Origin of the sequence: Enterobacter cloacae complex sp. 370H10 (genome assembly GCF_050031535.1) — a bacterium.
Classification (GTDB): domain Bacteria; phylum Pseudomonadota; class Gammaproteobacteria; order Enterobacterales; family Enterobacteriaceae; genus Enterobacter; species Enterobacter intestinihominis.
In genome coordinates this window covers 4,699,609-4,718,791 of the sequence record NZ_JBLGWG010000001.1, presented here as the reverse complement: position 1 = coordinate 4,718,791, position 19,183 = coordinate 4,699,609, and the positions used below count along the sequence as shown (strand labels likewise).

Below are 19,183 nucleotides of genomic sequence, written 5' to 3'. Positions count from 1 at the left end.
GGGGGCGTTAAGCGCGAGAACGCAAACGATCCAGTTTCTCAACTTTCTGACGAATACGCTGTTGCTTCAGAGGTGAGAGGTAATCGATAAACAGTTTACCGACCAGGTGATCCATCTCATGCTGAATGCAAATTGCCAGCAGATCGTCGGCTTCCAGCTCAAACGGATTGCCGTCACGATCCAGTGCGCGGATTTTAACTTTTTCGGCACGTGGCACCAAAGCGCGCTGTTCAGGGATAGACAGACAGCCTTCCTCAATACCTGTTTCGCCGCTTTTTTCCAGCAGCTCAGGGTTGATCAGCACCAGGCGCTCATCACGATTTTCAGAAACGTCGATCACAATAATACGTTTGTGAATGTCTACCTGGGTCGCGGCAAGGCCAATGCCTTCTTCAGCGTACATGGTATCGAACATATCATCGACGATACGCTGAATTTCTGCATTCACTTCTTTAACCGGTTCCGCGACGATGCGAAGGCGCTCGTCAGGAATATGTAACACTTGCAAAACTGCCATAAATTTCCAGAGTCGTGTTCAGGAGTTGATAAGAATATTACTTCTATTCTAGACAAATCCCCGGTCGATTGACAGCATCAGTGACCAATCGCAAAGATTGCTGAGGCTGCTTATGGCAGGGAAAAGGATGACGTCCACAGAGATATGGTTACGGCTTATAAACATCGGGTCGTTATACGGCGACGCGATGCTGGAGATTGCGCAGAGGCTGCTTCGCCAGGCAATCGTCGATGCTGAAGCTGTCAACGCGTCAGGGCTTTCGCCCAAACATGCCGTAAAGTTTTTTTCGTTCAGTGAGAGTGAGCTTGAACGTAGTCTGGAATGGCTGGAACACGCCGACAACCACCTTCTCACGGCGGATGATCCTCGCTTCCCGCCATTGTTGCGTTCTATCCCTGATTTTCCCGGGGCGCTATTTGTGCGAGGCCGCGTTGACGTGCTTAATAGCATGCAGCTTGCGGTTGTGGGCAGCCGTGCGCCCTCGTGGTATGGCGAGCGTTGGGGGAAAATGCTGAGCGAACAGCTGTCCCAATGTGGCTTTACGATCACCAGTGGCCTGGCTTGCGGCATCGACGGTGTAGCACATCATGCGGCGTTGTCCGCAAAAGGGCGAAGTGTCGCCGTGCTTGGCAATGGTCTTTTTAGTCTCTATCCGCGTCGTCATCATATTCTGGCTGAGCAACTTATTGCTTCAGAGGGGGCAATAGTGTCTGAGTTTTCACTCTCAACACCGCCCAGACCGGGTAACTTTCCACGGCGTAACCGGATCATTAGTGGGTTAAGCCAGGGCGTGCTGGTGGTCGAAGCTGCGATTCGGAGTGGGTCGCTGGTTACCGCAAGGTGCGCACTGGAGCAGGGGCGTGAAGTTTTTGCGCTGCCCGGCCCGTTGGGGAACCCCGGCTGCGAAGGTCCTCACTGGCTGATAAAACAGGGGGCGACGCTGGTGACCTGCAAAGAAGATATCCTTGAAAATTTGCAGTATGGACTGCATTGGTTGCAGGATGATCTCCAAAAGCGACATATTTCATCGGATCAGGAGGCAGTAGCATTGCCATTTCCCAAGCTCCTGGCTAACGTAGGAGATGAGGTAACACCTGTTGACGTTGTCGCTGAACGTGCCGGCCAACCTGTGCCAGTAACGGTAGCACAGCTACTCGAACTGGAGTTAGCAGGGTGGATCGCAGCTGTACCCGGCGGCTATGTCCGATTAAGGAGGGCATGCCATGTTCGACGTACTGATGTATTTGTTTGAGACTTACATCCACAACGAAGCAGAAATGCAGGTGGATCAGGACAAATTAACACGGGATCTGACCGACGCAGGTTTTGAGCGGGAAGATATATATAATGCGTTGATGTGGCTGGATAAGTTGGCTGATTATCAGGACGGCCTCGCCGAACCGATGCAGCTTGCTTCTGACCCATTGTCTGTGCGCATCTATACAGCTGAAGAGTGTGAAAGGCTGGATGCCAGCTGCCGGGGATTCATTTTATTCCTCGAGCAGATTCAGGTGCTAAACCTCGAAACGAGAGAGATGGTGATAGAGCGCGTCATGGCGCTGGATACTGCTGAGTTTGAACTGGAAGATCTGAAATGGGTGATCCTGATGGTTCTGTTCAACATTCCAGGCTGTGAAAATGCCTATCAGCAAATGGAAGAATTACTCTTTGAAGTGAATGAAGGTATGCTGCATTAATTCTATGTGCAGCAACAAGAGTTGTTATGGCCAAATCAGCACTCTTCACGGTGCATAAAAACGAGCCCTGCCCACAGTGCGGGGCAAAACTTGTTATTCGGTCCGGGAAACACGGTCCGTTTCTCGGTTGTTCACACTATCCGGAATGTGATTATGTCCGTCCCCTGAAAAGCCAGGCGGATGGACATATCGTCAAAATTCTGGAGGGACAGCTTTGTCCTCTCTGTGGCGGTGAACTGGCGCTGCGGCAGGGGCGGTTCGGGATGTTTATCGGATGCAGCCGCTACCCGGAGTGTGAACATACGGAACAAATTGATAAGCCAGATGAAACGGCAATTGCCTGCCCTCAGTGCCAGCGTGGCCAATTGGTGCAGCGGCGCTCTCGTTATGGCAAGACCTTCCATTCGTGCGATCGCTATCCTGAATGCCAGTTCGTCATCAATTTCAAACCAGTAGCGGGCGTCTGCTCTCATTGCGATTATCCGTTACTTATAGAGAAGAAAACCGCGCAAGGCTTGAAACGCTTTTGCGCCAGTAAACAATGTGGAAAGCCGGTTTCGGCGGATCAAATCAGTGAATAATAACCTGCCATCAGGCTCCATCGCGCAGGCGGTGGAAATCCTGAAAAAAGAAGAAGTCATCGCCTATCCAACAGAAGCCGTTTTCGGGGTCGGGTGTGATCCTGACAGCGAAGTCGCCGTTAACCGTCTGCTGGCGCTAAAACAGCGGCCTGTCGAAAAAGGATTGATTTTGATCGCTGCGAACTACGAGCAGCTTAAGCCTTATATTGATGATTCCATGCTGACACCTGCACAGCGGGAAACCATTTTCTCTGCGTGGCCTGGTCCCGTGACGTTTGTTTTTCCTGCACAGCCGACAACGCCGCGCTGGTTAACCGGGCGTTTCGATTCACTCGCGGTACGCGTCACCGACCATCCGCTGGTGGTGGAGTTATGCCAGGCATTTGGTAAACCTCTGGTTTCAACCAGCGCCAACCTGACCGGGCTTCCCCCTTGTCGGACAACCGAAGAAGTTCTGGCGCAGTTCGGGAATGATTTCCCGGTAGCCGTGGGTGAAACCGGTGGTCGTCTTAACCCGTCAGAAATTCGCGATGCCTTGACCGGCGAACGTTTTCGCCAGGGATAATGTGATGGAAACCTATGCTGTTTTTGGTAACCCGATCGCGCACAGCAAGTCGCCTCTGATCCATCGGCTGTTTGCGGAGCAATTGCATATAGATCACCCATATGGTCGGGTTCTTGCGCCTGTTGATGCATTTATACCGACGCTGAATAGCTTTTTTGATGCGGGTGGTAAAGGTGCGAACGTCACGGTGCCTTTTAAAGAAGAGGCTTTCGGGCGCGCGGATGAACTGACCGAACGTGCGTCGCTCGCTGGCGCCGTCAATACTCTTAAGCGGCTTGAAGATGGTCGCCTTCTGGGCGATAACACCGATGGGATTGGTTTACTCAGCGATCTGGAGCGATTGTCGTTTATTAAACCAGGCTTTCGGATCCTGCTGATCGGCGCGGGTGGCGCCTCGCGCGGCGTATTGCTTCCTCTTCTTTCGCTGGATTGTGCGGTGACAATCACCAACCGTACTTTCTCCAGAGCAGAAGAGCTGGCGGCGTTGTTCGCACACACAGGCAGCGTAGCTGCGGTAGCACCTGACGATCTCGCGCGTCACGAATTTGATCTTGTGATTAATGCCACCTCAAGCGGTATTAATGGAGAGATCCCGGCGATTCCTGCATCCCTGATTCATTCCCACATCTACGCCTATGACATGTTTTATCAAAAAGGGAAAACGCCCTTTCTGACCTGGTGCGAACAACAGGGGGCAAAACACGTGGCTGATGGTCTGGGAATGCTGGTGGGGCAGGCGGCTCATGCGGTGCTACTCTGGCATGGCCTGTTACCCGCTGTAGAACCGGTGATTGAAAAGCTGAAACAGGAACTGACGGCGTGAATCAGGCGATTCATTTTCCCGACAGAGAAATCTGGGATGAAAACAAGCAAGCGGTTTGTTTCCCGGTGCTGGTGCATGGAATGCAGCTCACCTGTGCGATTAAAGGGGAAACGTTGCTTCAGCGCTTTGGGGGGGCAGATCCGTTAGCGGTCTTTTGCGAAAATCGCTGGGACCTGGAAGAGGATGCCAGCGATTTGATCCGCGATCAGCAGGAAGACGATCAGGGTTGGGTCTGGTTATCCTGATCCAGATAGTCATTTTTCCATTTAACGTAATTGTTCGCTGAGTATTTCAATCCTTCGATCTCCGTCTCTTTTAGGGGGCGGATCTGTTTAACCGGGCTGCCTAAATAGAGATACCCACTTTCAAGACGCTTGTTTTGCGGAATAAGACTCCCTGCGCCAATCATTACGTCATCTTCTACAATGACGCCATCCAGCAAAATCGATCCCATCCCAACGAGAACCCTGTTACCGATCGTGCAGCCGTGGAGCATCACTTTATGGCCGACGGTAACATCTTTCCCAATAATGAGCGGGTTGCCCTCAGGGTTATAAGATGACTTATGAGTCACATGCAACACGCTGCCGTCCTGAATATTGGTGCGTGCACCGATTGCAACGTAGTTAACATCGCCCCGGATCGCGACAAGTGGCCAGATGCTGACATCATCGGCCATGCGAACATCACCAATGACCACGCTGCTGGCATCGATCATCACGCGATCGCCTTTTTGGGGGAACAGATCTTTATAAGGACGTAATACTGCAAACATATCTACCTCGATACAGATGAGCGTTATTAAAGAAGACTTTGATCGTATTCCTGGAGCGAGGCAAGGCAAAATGCGTCAATTTTTAAGCGGATCGGGTGGGTTTTCAGCGAAAAGCACGGAAAATCATCAGTTGGAAAAAAAGATCTAAAAAATACTTGTGCTAAAAACTGGGATCCCTATAATGCGCCTCCATCGACACGGCAGATGTGAATCACTTCACAGACTACCCGGTCGGTTGAAGAGAAAAATCCTGAAATAACGGGTTGACTCTGAAAGAGGAAAGCGTAATATACGCCACCTCGCGACAGAGCGCTGAAGCGCGTCGCAACTGCTCTTTAACAATTTATCAGACAATCTGTGTGGGCACTCAAAGTGACATGGATTCTTAACGTCCTCGGACGAAAAATGAATACCAAGTCTCTGAGTGAACACGTAATTCATTACGAAGTTTAATTCACGAGCATCAAACTTAAATTGAAGAGTTTGATCATGGCTCAGATTGAACGCTGGCGGCAGGCCTAACACATGCAAGTCGAACGGTAACAGGAAGCAGCTTGCTGCTTCGCTGACGAGTGGCGGACGGGTGAGTAATGTCTGGGAAACTGCCTGATGGAGGGGGATAACTACTGGAAACGGTAGCTAATACCGCATAACGTCGCAAGACCAAAGAGGGGGACCTTCGGGCCTCTTGCCATCGGATGTGCCCAGATGGGATTAGCTAGTAGGTGGGGTAACGGCTCACCTAGGCGACGATCCCTAGCTGGTCTGAGAGGATGACCAGCCACACTGGAACTGAGACACGGTCCAGACTCCTACGGGAGGCAGCAGTGGGGAATATTGCACAATGGGCGCAAGCCTGATGCAGCCATGCCGCGTGTATGAAGAAGGCCTTCGGGTTGTAAAGTACTTTCAGCGGGGAGGAAGGCGACAGGGTTAATAACCCTGTCGATTGACGTTACCCGCAGAAGAAGCACCGGCTAACTCCGTGCCAGCAGCCGCGGTAATACGGAGGGTGCAAGCGTTAATCGGAATTACTGGGCGTAAAGCGCACGCAGGCGGTCTGTCAAGTCGGATGTGAAATCCCCGGGCTCAACCTGGGAACTGCATTCGAAACTGGCAGGCTAGAGTCTTGTAGAGGGGGGTAGAATTCCAGGTGTAGCGGTGAAATGCGTAGAGATCTGGAGGAATACCGGTGGCGAAGGCGGCCCCCTGGACAAAGACTGACGCTCAGGTGCGAAAGCGTGGGGAGCAAACAGGATTAGATACCCTGGTAGTCCACGCCGTAAACGATGTCGACTTGGAGGTTGTGCCCTTGAGGCGTGGCTTCCGGAGCTAACGCGTTAAGTCGACCGCCTGGGGAGTACGGCCGCAAGGTTAAAACTCAAATGAATTGACGGGGGCCCGCACAAGCGGTGGAGCATGTGGTTTAATTCGATGCAACGCGAAGAACCTTACCTACTCTTGACATCCAGAGAACTTTCCAGAGATGGATTGGTGCCTTCGGGAACTCTGAGACAGGTGCTGCATGGCTGTCGTCAGCTCGTGTTGTGAAATGTTGGGTTAAGTCCCGCAACGAGCGCAACCCTTATCCTTTGTTGCCAGCGGTTAGGCCGGGAACTCAAAGGAGACTGCCAGTGATAAACTGGAGGAAGGTGGGGATGACGTCAAGTCATCATGGCCCTTACGAGTAGGGCTACACACGTGCTACAATGGCGCATACAAAGAGAAGCGACCTCGCGAGAGCAAGCGGACCTCATAAAGTGCGTCGTAGTCCGGATTGGAGTCTGCAACTCGACTCCATGAAGTCGGAATCGCTAGTAATCGTGGATCAGAATGCCACGGTGAATACGTTCCCGGGCCTTGTACACACCGCCCGTCACACCATGGGAGTGGGTTGCAAAAGAAGTAGGTAGCTTAACCTTCGGGAGGGCGCTTACCACTTTGTGATTCATGACTGGGGTGAAGTCGTAACAAGGTAACCGTAGGGGAACCTGCGGTTGGATCACCTCCTTACCTTAAAGAACCTGCCTTTGTAGTGCTCACACAGATTGTCTGATGAAAAGTAAATAGCAAGGCGTCTTGCGATTGAGACTGTACGTCCCCTTCGTCTAGAGGCCCAGGACACCGCCCTTTCACGGCGGTAACAGGGGTTCGAATCCCCTAGGGGACGCCACTTGCTGGTTCGTGAGTGAAAGTCACCTGCCGTCATATCTCAAAACTGACTTGCGAGTCATGTTTGAGATATTTGCTCTTTAAAAATCTGGATCAAGCTGAAAATTGAAACGACACACAGCTCATGTGTGTTCGAGTCTCTCAAATTTTCGCAATCAGAAGTGAAACATCTTCGGGTTGTGAGGTTAAGCGACTAAGCGTACACGGTGGATGCCCTGGCAGTCAGAGGCGATGAAGGACGTGCTAATCTGCGAAAAGCGCCGGCGAGGTGATATGAACCTTTGACCCGGCGATGTCCGAATGGGGAAACCCAGTGCAATCCGTTGCACTATCGTTAACTGAATACATAGGTTAACGAGGCGAACCGGGGGAACTGAAACATCTAAGTACCCCGAGGAAAAGAAATCAACCGAGATTCCCCCAGTAGCGGCGAGCGAACGGGGAGCAGCCCGGAGTCTGAATCAGCTTGTGTGTTAGTGGAACGGTCTGGAAAGTCCGACGGTACAGGGTGATAGTCCCGTACACGAAAGCACACTTGCTGTGAACTCGAAGAGTAGGGCGGGACACGTGGTATCCTGTCTGAATATGGGGGGACCATCCTCCAAGGCTAAATACTCCTGACTGACCGATAGTGAACCAGTACCGTGAGGGAAAGGCGAAAAGAACCCCGGCGAGGGGAGTGAAAAAGAACCTGAAACCGTGTACGTACAAGCAGTGGGAGCCTCTTTATGGGGTGACTGCGTACCTTTTGTATAATGGGTCAGCGACTTATATTCTGTAGCAAGGTTAACCGTATAGGGGAGCCGAAGGGAAACCGAGTCTTAACTGGGCGTTAAGTTGCAGGGTATAGACCCGAAACCCGGTGATCTAGCCATGGGCAGGTTGAAGGTTGGGTAACACTAACTGGAGGACCGAACCGACTAATGTTGAAAAATTAGCGGATGACCTGTGGCTGGGGGTGAAAGGCCAATCAAACCGGGAGATAGCTGGTTCTCCCCGAAAGCTATTTAGGTAGCGCCTCGTGAACTCATCTTCGGGGGTAGAGCACTGTTTCGGCTAGGGGGCCATCCCGGCTTACCAACCCGATGCAAACTACGAATACCGAAGAATGTTATCACGGGAGACACACGGCGGGTGCTAACGTCCGTCGTGAAGAGGGAAACAACCCAGACCGCCAGCTAAGGTCCCAAAGTCATGGTTAAGTGGGAAACGATGTGGGAAGGCACAGACAGCCAGGATGTTGGCTTAGAAGCAGCCATCATTTAAAGAAAGCGTAATAGCTCACTGGTCGAGTCGGCCTGCGCGGAAGATGTAACGGGGCTAAACCATGCACCGAAGCTGCGGCAGCGACGCTTATGCGTTGTTGGGTAGGGGAGCGTTCTGTAAGCCGTTGAAGGTGTCCTGTGAGGGGTGCTGGAGGTATCAGAAGTGCGAATGCTGACATAAGTAACGATAAAGCGGGTGAAAAGCCCGCTCGCCGGAAGACCAAGGGTTCCTGTCCAACGTTAATCGGGGCAGGGTGAGTCGACCCCTAAGGCGAGGCCGAAAGGCGTAGTCGATGGGAAACAGGTTAATATTCCTGTACTTGGTGTTACTGCGAAGGGGGGACGGAGAAGGCTATGTCAGCCGGGCGACGGTTGTCCCGGTTTAAGCATGTAGGCGGAGGTTCCAGGTAAATCCGGTACCTTATTAACGCTGAGGTGTGATGACGAGGCACTACGGTGCTGAAGTGATAAATGCCCTGCTTCCAGGAAAAGCCTCTAAGCATCAGGTAACACGAAATCGTACCCCAAACCGACACAGGTGGTCAGGTAGAGAATACCAAGGCGCTTGAGAGAACTCGGGTGAAGGAACTAGGCAAAATGGTGCCGTAACTTCGGGAGAAGGCACGCTGATAGGTAGGTGAAGCCCCTGCGGGCGGAGCTGAAATCAGTCGAAGATACCAGCTGGCTGCAACTGTTTATTAAAAACACAGCACTGTGCAAACACGAAAGTGGACGTATACGGTGTGACGCCTGCCCGGTGCCGGAAGGTTAATTGATGGGGTTAGCGGCAACGCGAAGCTCTTGATCGAAGCCCCGGTAAACGGCGGCCGTAACTATAACGGTCCTAAGGTAGCGAAATTCCTTGTCGGGTAAGTTCCGACCTGCACGAATGGCGTAATGATGGCCAGGCTGTCTCCACCCGAGACTCAGTGAAATTGAACTCGCTGTGAAGATGCAGTGTACCCGCGGCAAGACGGAAAGACCCCGTGAACCTTTACTATAGCTTGACACTGAACACTGGTCCTTGATGTGTAGGATAGGTGGGAGGCTTTGAAGCGTGGACGCCAGTCTGCGTGGAGCCAACCTTGAAATACCACCCTTTAATGGCTGGTGTTCTAACGTAGACCCGTAATCCGGGTTGCGGACAGTGTCTGGTGGGTAGTTTGACTGGGGCGGTCTCCTCCCAAAGAGTAACGGAGGAGCACGAAGGTTGGCTAATCCTGGTCGGACATCAGGAGGTTAGTGCAATGGCATAAGCCAGCTTGACTGCGAGCGTGACGGCGCGAGCAGGTGCGAAAGCAGGTCATAGTGATCCGGTGGTTCTGAATGGAAGGGCCATCGCTCAACGGATAAAAGGTACTCCGGGGATAACAGGCTGATACCGCCCAAGAGTTCATATCGACGGCGGTGTTTGGCACCTCGATGTCGGCTCATCACATCCTGGGGCTGAAGTAGGTCCCAAGGGTATGGCTGTTCGCCATTTAAAGTGGTACGCGAGCTGGGTTTAGAACGTCGTGAGACAGTTCGGTCCCTATCTGCCGTGGGCGCTGGAGAATTGAGGGGGGCTGCTCCTAGTACGAGAGGACCGGAGTGGACGCATCACTGGTGTTCGGGTTGTCATGCCAATGGCACTGCCCGGTAGCTAAATGCGGAAAAGATAAGTGCTGAAAGCATCTAAGCACGAAACTTGCCCCGAGATGAGTTCTCCCTGAGACTTTAAGTCTCCTGAAGGAACGTTGAAGACGACGACGTTGATAGGTCGGGTGTGTAAGCGCAGCGATGCGTTGAGCTAACCGATACTAATGAACCGTGAGGCTTAACCTTACAACGCCGAAGCTGTTTTGGCGAAGAGAGACAGACACGATTTTCAGCCTGATACAGATTAACAGAATTTGCCTGGCGGCTTTAGCGCGGTGGTCCCACCTGACCCCATGCCGAACTCAGAAGTGAAACGCCGTAGCGCCGATGGTAGTGTGGGGTCTCCCCATGTGAGAGTAGGGAACTGCCAGGCATCAAATTTAGCGTGCTGATATGGCTCAGTTGGTAGAGCGCACCCTTGGTAAGGGTGAGGTCCCCAGTTCGACTCTGGGTATCAGCACCACTTTATACTTAGGTTAAAGTTCGGCAAGAAGTAAAAGAATTTGTCTGGCGGCTTTAGCGCGGTGGTCCCACCTGACCCCATGCCGAACTCAGAAGTGAAACGCCGTAGCGCCGATGGTAGTGTGGGGTCTCCCCATGTGAGAGTAGGGAACTGCCAGACATCAAACAAGTAGAAAGGCCATCCGAAAGGATGGCCTTTTTGCGTTATGCCCTCAGCTAAACCAATTTCCTTATCAGATATTCCAACGAGTGCCGTTAATACCTTACTGACGTATTAAAGCGTCTTAACCCAGCTATAAATGAATTCACGGAATGCATAATGCTTACTCGCAGCAGCGTTAAATCAATTCAGTGATTCAGACTGAGGTTGTATAGATAAGGAAATAGGGCTATAAAAAAATAGGATACTGAATCTAAAAATTATCTGAAGATATCTGAGAGGGGAAATATACATCCCTTTGATTAGATAAAATAAAAGCGCGGCGATAGCCGCGCTTTTAAAAGTATTATTTAGTCAGGGCGACAATACCGAGAGTCAGGCCAGCTATTGCTGCGGCGCCACCGGCAATCGCACCTGCTGTTTCCCAGTTATCCTGGGTAGTCCCCTTCATACAGGTATTGGTGTGAACCAGTCGCCCCTGATCGTCGTATACCGGTACACAGGGAGAGTCGTGCGCGCAACCAGCAAGCAGCGCAGCGAGAAGTGCAACGGAAAGGAATCTTTTCATGATGTTACCTCAATATGATCGCTTATTCGCTTAAGAGCCGATGCGGCAATTTACGAATTGATGATTATTTTACCACCGCACTAATACCATACAGCACGGGGAATAATCTCAAATTGTGTGGATTGTAAAAATCATGGAGAAAAAAGAGGGGCGTTGATTATTTATGGAGGAAATGTGAAGAGATGTCTTTTTATTAGAATGCTGACAGGAAATAAAAAAGGCACCAGAGGTGCCTTTATGATTTTCATTAATCCTTATGCTTTGTAAACCGTCTCCGGACAACAACGAAGAAAACAGGAACAAAGAAAATGGCCAGCAGAGTGGCTGACAGCATCCCGCCCATCACGCCCGTCCCGACAGCGTTTTGTGCCCCACTACCTGCGCCACTACTGATGACCAGAGGCATAACACCAAGGATAAATGCCAGAGAGGTCATCAGGATAGGGCGCAGACGCATACGTGAGGCTTCCAGCGTGGCTTCAATAATCCCTTTGCCTTCTTTATCCATAAGATCCTTGGCGAACTCAACGATCAGTATGGCGTTTTTGGCTGATAAACCAATTGTCGTAAGCAGACCAACCTGGAAGTAAACGTCATTGTTCAGCCCACGTATTGATGCAGCCAGAAGCGCGCCGATCACCCCCAGGGGCACAACCAGCATGACCGAGAATGGAATTGACCAGCTTTCATAGAGAGCCGCCAGACACAGGAACACCACAATCAGTGAAATGGCATACAGTGCTGGAGCCTGATTTCCGGAAAGACGTTCCTGATAAGACATCCCCGTCCAGTCGTAGCCAATTCCGGAAGGCAGTTTCGACGCAAGGCTTTCCATCATCTCCATTGCCTCACCGGTACTTTTGCCTGGCGCAGACTCACCGAGGATCTCCATTGATGGCATCCCATTGTAACGTTCCAGACGAGGTGAGCCGTACACCCAGTGAGAGCTGCTAAAGGCAGAGAAAGGCACCATTTCGCCGTTAGCACTACGCACATACAGGTCGTTAATATCTCCTGGTAACATACGGAAGCGAGCATCAGCCTGGACATAAACTTTTTTCACGCGTCCATGATCGATAAAGTCGTTCACATAAGTACCACCCAATGCTGTTGAGATGGTCTGATTGACATCAGATATGCTCACACCCAGCGCCTGGGCCTTCTCCTGGTCGACATCCAGTTTGTACTGTGGCGTATCTTCCAGTCCGTTAGGACGCACGCGGACCAGTAAGTCAGGATGTTCCCTTACCATGCCAAGCAGTTGGTTACGTGCCTGCGTGAGCTGTGTATGTCCCAGGTTTGCCTGGTCAATCAGTTCAAAGTCAAAGCCTGTTGCGGTACCCAGTTCAATAATGGCAGGGAGGTTAAACGGAAATACAAGACCATCTTTGATCTGGCTAAACGCTTTCGTTGCGCGGCTGACAATCGCCTCAACGCCGTTTTCCTTGCCCGGGCGTTCTTCCCATGGCTTCAGGCTGACGAAAGCGATACCGGAGTTCTGCCCCTGCCCGCTAAAGCTAAATCCGTTTACGGTAAAGACCGATTCAACGTTCGCTTTCTCTTTCGTCAGATAATAGTCCTGAACCTGATCGAGTACCTGCTGGGTACGCATCTGCGTCGCCCCTGCCGGCAGCTGAACCATCGTCATAAACACCCCCTGATCCTCTTCCGGCAGGAAGGAGGAAGGCAGGCGCAGGAACAGTACTGCCATGCCGCCGACGATGATGACGTAAACCAGCAGATAGCGTCCGGTCTTACGTAAAATGCCGCTCACGCTGTTGCTGTAGTGCTCCACGCTCTTATCAAAAAGCGCGTTAAACCAGCCGAAGAATCCACCTTTCTTTTCATGATGGTCGCTGGAAACCGGTTTGAGCAGCGTTGCACATAAAGCAGGCGTTAATATCAACGCCACCAGCACCGATAAGGCCATCGCGGAGACAATGGTCAGCGAGAACTGGCGATAGATAGCCCCGGTTGAACCTCCAAAAAATGCCATCGGAATAAACACCGCTGAAAGCACCATGGCAATGCCCACCAGAGCGCCCTGGATTTGCTCCATCGACTTCTGGGTCGCCTCTTTTGGCGGCAGCTTGTCCTCAACCATGACGCGTTCTACGTTCTCAACCACCACGATGGCATCATCGACGAGCAAACCTATCGCCAATACCATCCCGAACATCGTCAGGGTGTTAATGGAGAAACCAAACGCAGCCAGTACCGCAAAGGTACCCAGTAGCACCACGGGCACGGCAATAGTCGGAATAAGGGTTGCCCGCAGGTTTTGCAGGAACAAGTACATCACCAGGAAAACGAGAACGATCGCTTCAAACAGCGTCTTCACCACTTCATGGATTGAGATCTTCACGAAAGGTGTGGTGTCGTACGGATAAACGACTTTCAGGCCCTGAGGGAAGAAGGGCTGCAACTGCGCCAGTTTACTCTTAATGGCGGCAGCGGTATCCAGCGCATTTGCGCCAGTCGCCAGCTTGATCCCGAGCCCCGTTGCTGCCTGGCCATTGATTTTGGTGACCATGTTGTAGTTTTCGCCACCCAGCTCAATGCGGGCCACATCTTTCAGGTGGACCATTGAACCGTCCTGGTTCACCTTCAGCGTCACACGGCCAAACTCCTCCGGCGATTTCAGGCGCGTTTGAGCAATAATTGAGGCGTTCAGTTGCTGCCCTGTTACGGACGGCGTTCCTCCCAACTGGCCCGCAGCAATCTGGTCGTTCTGCGTTTTCAGTTGGTTAATGACATCCAACGGCGTGAGCTGATATTTATTCATCGCGTTGCTGTCCAGCCAGATGCGCATTGCATACTGCGCACCGAACAGCTGCACATCACCGACGCCGGAAGTACGGCTGATCGCATCTTTTACGTTAGAAGCGACATAGTCGGAGATATCATCCTGAGTGAGGTTTTTATTATCCGACACAAATCCCGCGACCAGCAGGAAGCTGCTGCTGGATTTTTCCACGCCGATCCCCTGTTGCTGTACTTCTTGCGGTAGCAGCGGCATAGCGAGCTGGAGTTTGTTCTGAACCTGCACCTGCGCGATGTCAGGATCCGTACCCGACTCGAACGTCAGGGTGATGGTGACGTTACCGGCAGAATCACTGGTGGACGACATGTACATCAGATTGTCGATTCCGTTCATGTTCTGTTCGATAACCTGCGTCACGGTATCCTGGACCGTCTGGGCATCAGCGCCAGGGTAGGTCGCTGTCACCGCAACTGCTGGCGGCGCAATGGTTGGATATTGCGCCACCGGCAGTTTTAAAATGGCCAGCCCGCCCGCAATCATCAGAATGATGGAGAGCACCCAGGCGAAAACAGGCCGTTGAATAAAGAAATTAGCCATCTCGTTATCCCTTAACTGGCTGGAGTCGCGGCGGTATCAGGAATAGCCACGACGGTGACGCCAGGGCGAACTTTTTGCAGGCCGCTGATAATGACGCGGTCGCCATTTTTCAGACCTTCCGTGATCAACCACCGATCGCCAATCGCCTGCGGTGCAACGACAGTGCGAGATTCCACCTGGTTTTTATCGTTTACCACAAGCACGGTTGCATCACCGCGAGGTGTACGGGTTACCCCCTGCTGGGGAACAAGGATGGCATCAGGCTGTGTGCCTTCGTCAATGCGTGCACGGACAAACATACCCGGTAACAGCATATGCTGAGGGTTAGGGAAGAGAGCGCGAAGGGTGATTGAGCCGGTACTTTCATCTACCGTGACATCAGAGAACTGAAGCGTTCCTTTCAGCGGATAAGGCTGGCCATTTTCCATCAGCAACTCAACGCTGCTGGTGTCTCCCTTTTGCAGGCTCGTCTGCTGCTTCAGACGCATAAAATCGCTGCTGGATTGCGTTACATCGACATAAATGGGATCGAGCTGCTGAACTGTCGCCAGTGCGGTTGACTGACCATTAGTGACTAACGCCCCTTCAGTGACGCTGGATTTGCCAATGCGCCCGTTGATTGGCGATGTGACTTTCGTATAAGCAAGATTGATCCGCGCGCTCTCAACGCCAGCTTTCGCGGCAACGACGCTTGCATCCGCCTGCTGGGCGGTTGCCACCGCCTGATCATACTCCTGCTTGCTCACATATTGCGTACCGACCAGCGGAAGGTAACGTTTTACCGTCAGATGGGCTATGTTTGCCGCAGCCTGCGCTTTTACCAGTTCACCTTTCGCATTGTCGTAGGCTGCCTGATAGGTGGCCGGATCGATCTGATAAAGTGATTCACCCGCTTTGACGTCGCTGCCTTCGGTAAAATTACGGTGCAGAATGATACCACTTACCTGGGGACGAACCTCCGCCACACGATAAGCGTCAGTTCTGCCTGGCAATTCCGTCGTTACGGCCAGTGGCGCGCTTTTGACAATATGAACACTGACCTGAGGAGCTTGCCCATGCTGCTGTGGGTTTTCTTGCCCATCGCACCCGGCGAGCAGTGCAGCACAGACAATGAAACCGGATAAGGGTAAGCGTCTGAAGTGATTCGTCATTACTGTTCCTTAAACTACCCTTGAACCGATATATGCCATAAGTCGGTGAAAGGGTGTGAGGCAAAAAAAGAAATGTAGCTGCGTATAATAATGAGGGTATTCAAGGTTTTTTAATTTATAAGTGCTGATGGAGGCAATAAAAAGCAAAATCAGATTCTGAACCAGTGTATTCGAAATCCGGCTTCTGTCAGGATAATCAACGGAATACTTATGAGTAAATACAAACTATTTATTTAATGAATTTGATTCGCTCAATTTATTCGTATGAATTATAAATTAAATGAATTGACTTTTTTTGTGCAAAACTAAAACGGGTTATGGTGAATACTTTGACTTACACGACCCTTTAATAACGTTTGATGTCGTATCAACCGTATAAGTAATGAGTAGCAGGCTATGGCGCGTAAAAAGAAAGAAGAGGCTCAAAAGACCCGGCAGCAGCTGATTGAAGCCGCTATCGGGCTATTCGCGACACGTGGCGTGGCTAATACCACGCTTACCGACATCGCCGATGCTGCTCAACTTACTCGCGGGGCGGTTTACTGGCATTTTTCGAGTAAAGCGGAAATATTTAACGCCATCTGGAAACAGCAATTGCCGCTGCGTGAAATGATTCGTGACAGGTTAATACTTTCTGAAAAAGATGACCCTTTGTTAATGCTTCGTGAACAGTTTATTGTCGCGCTGCAATATATTGCGAGCGAGCCACGTCAGTATGCTCTTTTACAAATTCTGTATCATAAGTGTGAATTTCATGACGATGTGATTTCAGAATGTGAAATACGCAAGCGGATCGGTTTAAACGATACTTATCTTCGCAGGACGTTGAGACAATGCGTTGCGCGTAGCATTATTTCTTCCCAAACTAATATTGAACTGGCGCTGATTGTTTTCCACGCATTTTTTAGCGGAGTCATTAAAAACTGGTTAATGGATAGCAACAGTTTTAATCTGTACAAACAGGCGCCGGCGCTGGTGGATAATATTCTTGCGACACTAAATATCACTCGAGTGGCGCCAGTGTTCTACGATACAGCCTCATGATTGCATACGGGATGGTGACATCTCCCCGTGCTGGCACTGTTCCATAATAGCCTGCGCGGTAATCGGTTTGCCCAGCAGATAACCCTGTAGCGTATTGCATCCCAGTTCTGTCAGAAAGGTCTGCTGCGCTGCGGTTTCGACCCCTTCTGCCACGACCTTCAGATTCAGCGTTTTTGCCAGGGCAATAATCGCCGAGACGATCGTCGCATCTTCACTCTCTCCACTTAACTCTTTTACAAAAGCACGATCGATTTTCAACTCGCAGGCAGGGAGTCGCTTAAGATAAAGAAGGCTTGAATAACCTGTACCAAAATCGTCTATCGAGGCTTTTACGCCCGCATCCGTCAGCGCTGTCAGGACACGAACGCTTTCGTCCGGATTGCTCATCGCCGTGGTTTCGGTCACCTCCAGGATCAACATGCCGGGCGGTACGCTATGGCGCGTCAGACAATCGAGAACCGTTTTAACCAGCGACGGCTGTTCGAACTGCAACGTAGAAAGATTCACCGCCATTGACCAGTCCGTGTGGCCCTGAAGGTGCCATTCTCGAAGCTGGCGGCAGGCCTCGTCGATTACCCAGTTTCCAATTGGAATAATCAGCCCGGTTTTCTCTGCAAGCGGTAGAAACAGGTCGGGGGGCAGTAATCCCTGTTTGGGATGCTGCCAGCGTAACAGCGCTTCGAATCCGATGACCGGCCCGGCAGGGGCATGGAATTTAGGTTGATAAAGCAGGCGTAACTCATCACGGTCGATGGCCTGCCACAGATCATTCATCAGCTGTAGATGCGTCTGCGCCAGCGTATTCATTGACGGCTGAAAGAAGTGATAACCGTTGCGACCCATATGTTTCGTGTGGTACATCGCAGCATCAGCGTTAAACATCAGTTCACGATCGGTTTTGCCATCGTGTGGATAGAGCGCAATGCCAATGCTCAGGGTGACCATCAGTTCGTAAGGATCGAGATGGAACGGGCTATCAATGACGCGTACCAGTGAATTTGCCAGTGAGGCAGCATCATCCGGGGTAGTGGTTTCGGCCAGCAGGACGAATTCATCCCCACCGATACGCGCCAGCGTGTACTGACCTTTCAACTGCAACAGCAAACGCTGAGTCACCGCAACCAGAAGCTTGTCACCGACATCATGACCATAGGCATCGTTGACGGTTTTAAAGCCATCAAGATCCATAAACATCAGCGCGAAAGGGCTTCCTTCGCGATCGGCCTTGCTGATGGCCTGATCGAGGCGATCCTCAAGCAGAATACGATTGGGTAAGCGCGTCAGCGTATCATGCAACGCCAGCTGAGCGAGTTCACGGTTAGCTTCTGCCAGTGATGAGGCCAGCAGCGAGGTACGAGCCTGAAGGCGGGCATCGAACATCGATACCAGCAGCGTAATCCCCAGAATAGCGAGCGCGACCACGCTAACCAGTATCGCCAGCCAGCTCCCGTTAATACCATGATGATGGACCATCGTCGACATCGGAAATTGTGCTGCTTCCATGCCGGCGTAATGCATGCCAGCGATAGCGATGCCCATGGTGATCGCCGCCCCCAGACGCATCAACGCCATTCGTGCAGCTTCCTGACGTAAACGGAACGTCAGCCAAAGAGCGGCCAGTGAAGCGGCAAGGGCTATGCCCACAGAGATAGCCATCCACGTTTTATCCCAGACAATACCCGGTGTGACCTCCAGGGCAGCCATACCGGTGTAGTGCATGGCAACTATGCCTGTACCCATCACGACGGCGCCAGGCAGCAGTCGGCGCAAATGTAGCTGCTCGCCGCTAACGAGCCACAGGGCGAACATTGACGAGCTGATGGCGATAATCATCGAAAGCACGGTCAGGGTCGCGTTGTAACTCATGCTCATGGAAAGATCCATCGCCAGCATACCGATGAAATGCATCGCCCACACGCCAATCCCCATCGAAACTCCGCCACCTGCCAGCCAGACGCGTGCAGCGACGCCCTGGCTTCCGGCAACGCGCGCAGCCATATTCAGCGCGGTATAGGCGGCAAGAATGGCGACAATAAAGGAGATGACGACGAGGATTTGGTTGTATTGGCTAACCAGCATGGTCTGTTCACTCGTTGTGAGACGTTAAGCAAGAGCGGTTGGAAAGGGCACAGACATTATCATCGTCAGGAAATGACGAAAAGTGATTTAAGCCCCTGTTTTTATTGGGTGATAACAGAGGGGTACAGGATGGAAGAGGCTAGTCCAGCTCTGAGCAGTTGACCAGTTTTAGCGGGTTCACGGAATTCATATTGCGACATTTATCGGTTTCGGTGCTCATCAGTTCAATCCACTGCATCAGCAGCGCATCGAAAATGAAAACAGAGACAGCAAAAACGACCAGCCACCAGTATTTACGAATCATGTGTCATTCCGCGAAAAGAGA

General features: G+C 51.6%; 14 protein-coding genes, 2 tRNA genes and 4 rRNA genes. 13 read left to right on the top strand and 7 right to left on the bottom strand.

What is annotated here, in order from left to right; translation table 11 throughout:
* Window positions 1-7: 7 nt before the first annotated feature.
* The gene (gene def / locus ACQG2Q_RS23275) at window positions 8-517 is read right to left on the bottom strand and encodes a peptide deformylase (protein ID WP_006812188.1); all 510 of its coding nucleotides are present in this window, start codon (window positions 515-517) and stop codon (window positions 8-10) included.
* A gap of 127 nt (window positions 518-644) precedes the next feature.
* On the opposite strand from def, the gene dprA reads away from it, so the two are divergent.
* From dprA to ACQG2Q_RS23245, 6 genes are read left to right on the top strand one after another with little or no spacing between them, the layout of a single operon-like run.
* Window positions 645-1,769: a DNA-protecting protein DprA gene (dprA, locus tag ACQG2Q_RS23270; protein ID WP_058677624.1), complete on the top strand. Its 1,125-nt coding sequence runs from the start codon at window positions 645-647 to the stop codon at window positions 1,767-1,769.
* Window positions 1,741-2,214 (top strand): DUF494 family protein Smg, encoded by a 474-nt coding sequence (smg, locus tag ACQG2Q_RS23265; RefSeq protein WP_000460665.1) that lies wholly within the window; start codon window positions 1,741-1,743, stop codon window positions 2,212-2,214. The genes dprA and smg overlap by 29 nt, the downstream gene beginning before the upstream one ends.
* A 26-nt stretch (window positions 2,215-2,240) precedes the next feature.
* Window positions 2,241-2,795 carry a DNA topoisomerase family protein gene (locus tag ACQG2Q_RS23260; protein ID WP_063152866.1) on the top strand — a complete coding sequence of 185 codons (555 nt, stop codon included), beginning with the start codon at window positions 2,241-2,243 and terminating at the stop codon, window positions 2,793-2,795.
* Entirely contained in the window at window positions 2,788-3,360 is a 573-nt protein-coding gene (tsaC, locus tag ACQG2Q_RS23255) for an L-threonylcarbamoyladenylate synthase type 1 TsaC (protein WP_022649580.1), read from the top strand. Before ACQG2Q_RS23260 ends, tsaC begins: the two co-directional genes overlap by 8 nt.
* Before the next feature lie 4 nt (window positions 3,361-3,364).
* The gene (aroE, locus tag ACQG2Q_RS23250) at window positions 3,365-4,183 is read left to right on the top strand and encodes a shikimate dehydrogenase (RefSeq protein WP_023307090.1); all 819 of its coding nucleotides are present in this window, start codon (window positions 3,365-3,367) and stop codon (window positions 4,181-4,183) included.
* Window positions 4,180-4,428, top strand: a complete 249-nt coding sequence (locus ACQG2Q_RS23245; RefSeq protein ID WP_032626752.1) for a DUF1488 domain-containing protein — start codon at window positions 4,180-4,182, stop codon at window positions 4,426-4,428. The genes aroE and ACQG2Q_RS23245 overlap by 4 nt, the downstream gene beginning before the upstream one ends.
* Here ACQG2Q_RS23245 and ACQG2Q_RS23240 read toward each other — a convergent pair.
* Window positions 4,404-4,958, bottom strand: a complete 555-nt coding sequence (locus ACQG2Q_RS23240) for a gamma carbonic anhydrase family protein (protein ID WP_426759269.1) — start codon at window positions 4,956-4,958, stop codon at window positions 4,404-4,406. The two genes, ACQG2Q_RS23245 and ACQG2Q_RS23240, sit on opposite strands and share 25 nt — an antisense overlap.
* 471 nt (window positions 4,959-5,429) lie before the next feature.
* On the opposite strand from ACQG2Q_RS23240, the gene ACQG2Q_RS23235 reads away from it, so the two are divergent.
* The 6 genes from ACQG2Q_RS23235 to rrf (ACQG2Q_RS23210) all read left to right on the top strand — a co-directional run bounded on the left by ACQG2Q_RS23235 (window position 5,430) and on the right by rrf (ACQG2Q_RS23210) (window position 10,655).
* Window positions 5,430-6,971, top strand: a 16S ribosomal RNA gene (locus ACQG2Q_RS23235).
* A gap of 84 nt (window positions 6,972-7,055) precedes the next feature.
* Window positions 7,056-7,131, top strand: a tRNA-Glu gene (locus tag ACQG2Q_RS23230).
* 182 nt (window positions 7,132-7,313) lie between these two features.
* Window positions 7,314-10,219: ribosomal RNA gene (locus ACQG2Q_RS23225) — 23S ribosomal RNA — on the top strand.
* 71 nt (window positions 10,220-10,290) lie between these two features.
* Window positions 10,291-10,406: ribosomal RNA gene (rrf, locus tag ACQG2Q_RS23220) — 5S ribosomal RNA — on the top strand.
* A 14-nt stretch (window positions 10,407-10,420) separates the two neighbouring features.
* Window positions 10,421-10,496 (top strand) — tRNA-Thr (locus ACQG2Q_RS23215).
* A 43-nt stretch (window positions 10,497-10,539) separates the two neighbouring features.
* Window positions 10,540-10,655 (top strand): 5S ribosomal RNA (gene rrf, locus ACQG2Q_RS23210).
* The 16S, 23S and 5S rRNA genes sit together here with 2 tRNA genes alongside, the layout of an rRNA operon.
* 346 nt (window positions 10,656-11,001) lie before the next feature.
* Here the strand turns inward: rrf (ACQG2Q_RS23210) and ACQG2Q_RS23205 are convergent.
* The 3 genes from ACQG2Q_RS23205 to ACQG2Q_RS23195 form a co-directional block, all read right to left on the bottom strand.
* Window positions 11,002-11,223 carry a lipoprotein gene (locus tag ACQG2Q_RS23205; protein ID WP_003860364.1) on the bottom strand — a complete coding sequence of 74 codons (222 nt, stop codon included), beginning with the start codon at window positions 11,221-11,223 and terminating at the stop codon, window positions 11,002-11,004.
* A gap of 247 nt (window positions 11,224-11,470) precedes the next feature.
* Window positions 11,471-14,584, bottom strand: coding sequence for an efflux RND transporter permease subunit (locus ACQG2Q_RS23200; RefSeq protein WP_199004910.1), 3,114 nt, complete (start codon window positions 14,582-14,584; stop codon window positions 11,471-11,473).
* 11 nt (window positions 14,585-14,595) lie between these two features.
* Complete coding sequence (locus ACQG2Q_RS23195) at window positions 14,596-15,735, bottom strand: efflux RND transporter periplasmic adaptor subunit (RefSeq protein ID WP_023298751.1); 1,140 nt, start codon at window positions 15,733-15,735, stop codon at window positions 14,596-14,598.
* Window positions 15,736-16,131: 396 nt separating this feature from the next.
* Here ACQG2Q_RS23195 and envR point away from each other — a divergent pair, with 396 nt between their 5' ends.
* Entirely contained in the window at window positions 16,132-16,779 is a 648-nt protein-coding gene (gene envR / locus ACQG2Q_RS23190; RefSeq protein ID WP_063850411.1) for an acrEF/envCD operon transcriptional regulator, read from the top strand.
* On the opposite strand, the gene ACQG2Q_RS23185 is transcribed toward envR, so the two are convergent.
* Together ACQG2Q_RS23185 and ACQG2Q_RS23180 are read right to left on the bottom strand one after the other, a co-directional pair.
* The gene (locus tag ACQG2Q_RS23185) at window positions 16,774-18,858 is read right to left on the bottom strand and encodes a putative bifunctional diguanylate cyclase/phosphodiesterase (RefSeq protein WP_063850413.1); all 2,085 of its coding nucleotides are present in this window, start codon (window positions 18,856-18,858) and stop codon (window positions 16,774-16,776) included. The two genes, envR and ACQG2Q_RS23185, sit on opposite strands and share 6 nt — an antisense overlap.
* A 139-nt stretch (window positions 18,859-18,997) precedes the next feature.
* Window positions 18,998-19,162 (bottom strand): DUF2556 family protein, encoded by a 165-nt coding sequence (locus ACQG2Q_RS23180; RefSeq protein ID WP_003860373.1) that lies wholly within the window; start codon window positions 19,160-19,162, stop codon window positions 18,998-19,000.
* Window positions 19,163-19,183 lie beyond the last annotated feature (21 nt).

What these genes read in the sequence shown, in the direction of transcription:
- def (WP_006812188.1), bottom strand. Translation starts at nt 517, where the DNA reads ATGGCAGTTTTGCAAGTGTTACATATTCCTGACGAGCGCCTTCGCATC.
- envR (WP_063850411.1), top strand. Translation starts at nt 16,132, where the DNA reads ATGGCGCGTAAAAAGAAAGAAGAGGCTCAAAAGACCCGGCAGCAGCTG.
- ACQG2Q_RS23180 (WP_003860373.1), bottom strand. Translation starts at nt 19,162, where the DNA reads ATGATTCGTAAATACTGGTGGCTGGTCGTTTTTGCTGTCTCTGTTTTC.
- ACQG2Q_RS23205 (WP_003860364.1), bottom strand. Translation starts at nt 11,223, where the DNA reads ATGAAAAGATTCCTTTCCGTTGCACTTCTCGCTGCGCTGCTTGCTGGT.
- dprA (WP_058677624.1), top strand. Translation starts at nt 645, where the DNA reads ATGACGTCCACAGAGATATGGTTACGGCTTATAAACATCGGGTCGTTA.
- ACQG2Q_RS23260 (WP_063152866.1), top strand. Translation starts at nt 2,241, where the DNA reads ATGGCCAAATCAGCACTCTTCACGGTGCATAAAAACGAGCCCTGCCCA.
- ACQG2Q_RS23200 (WP_199004910.1), bottom strand. Translation starts at nt 14,584, where the DNA reads ATGGCTAATTTCTTTATTCAACGGCCTGTTTTCGCCTGGGTGCTCTCC.
- ACQG2Q_RS23195 (WP_023298751.1), bottom strand. Translation starts at nt 15,735, where the DNA reads ATGACGAATCACTTCAGACGCTTACCCTTATCCGGTTTCATTGTCTGT.
- aroE (WP_023307090.1), top strand. Translation starts at nt 3,365, where the DNA reads ATGGAAACCTATGCTGTTTTTGGTAACCCGATCGCGCACAGCAAGTCG.
- ACQG2Q_RS23185 (WP_063850413.1), bottom strand. Translation starts at nt 18,858, where the DNA reads ATGCTGGTTAGCCAATACAACCAAATCCTCGTCGTCATCTCCTTTATT.
- ACQG2Q_RS23240 (WP_426759269.1), bottom strand. Translation starts at nt 4,958, where the DNA reads ATGTTTGCAGTATTACGTCCTTATAAAGATCTGTTCCCCCAAAAAGGC.
- smg (WP_000460665.1), top strand. Translation starts at nt 1,741, where the DNA reads ATGTTCGACGTACTGATGTATTTGTTTGAGACTTACATCCACAACGAA.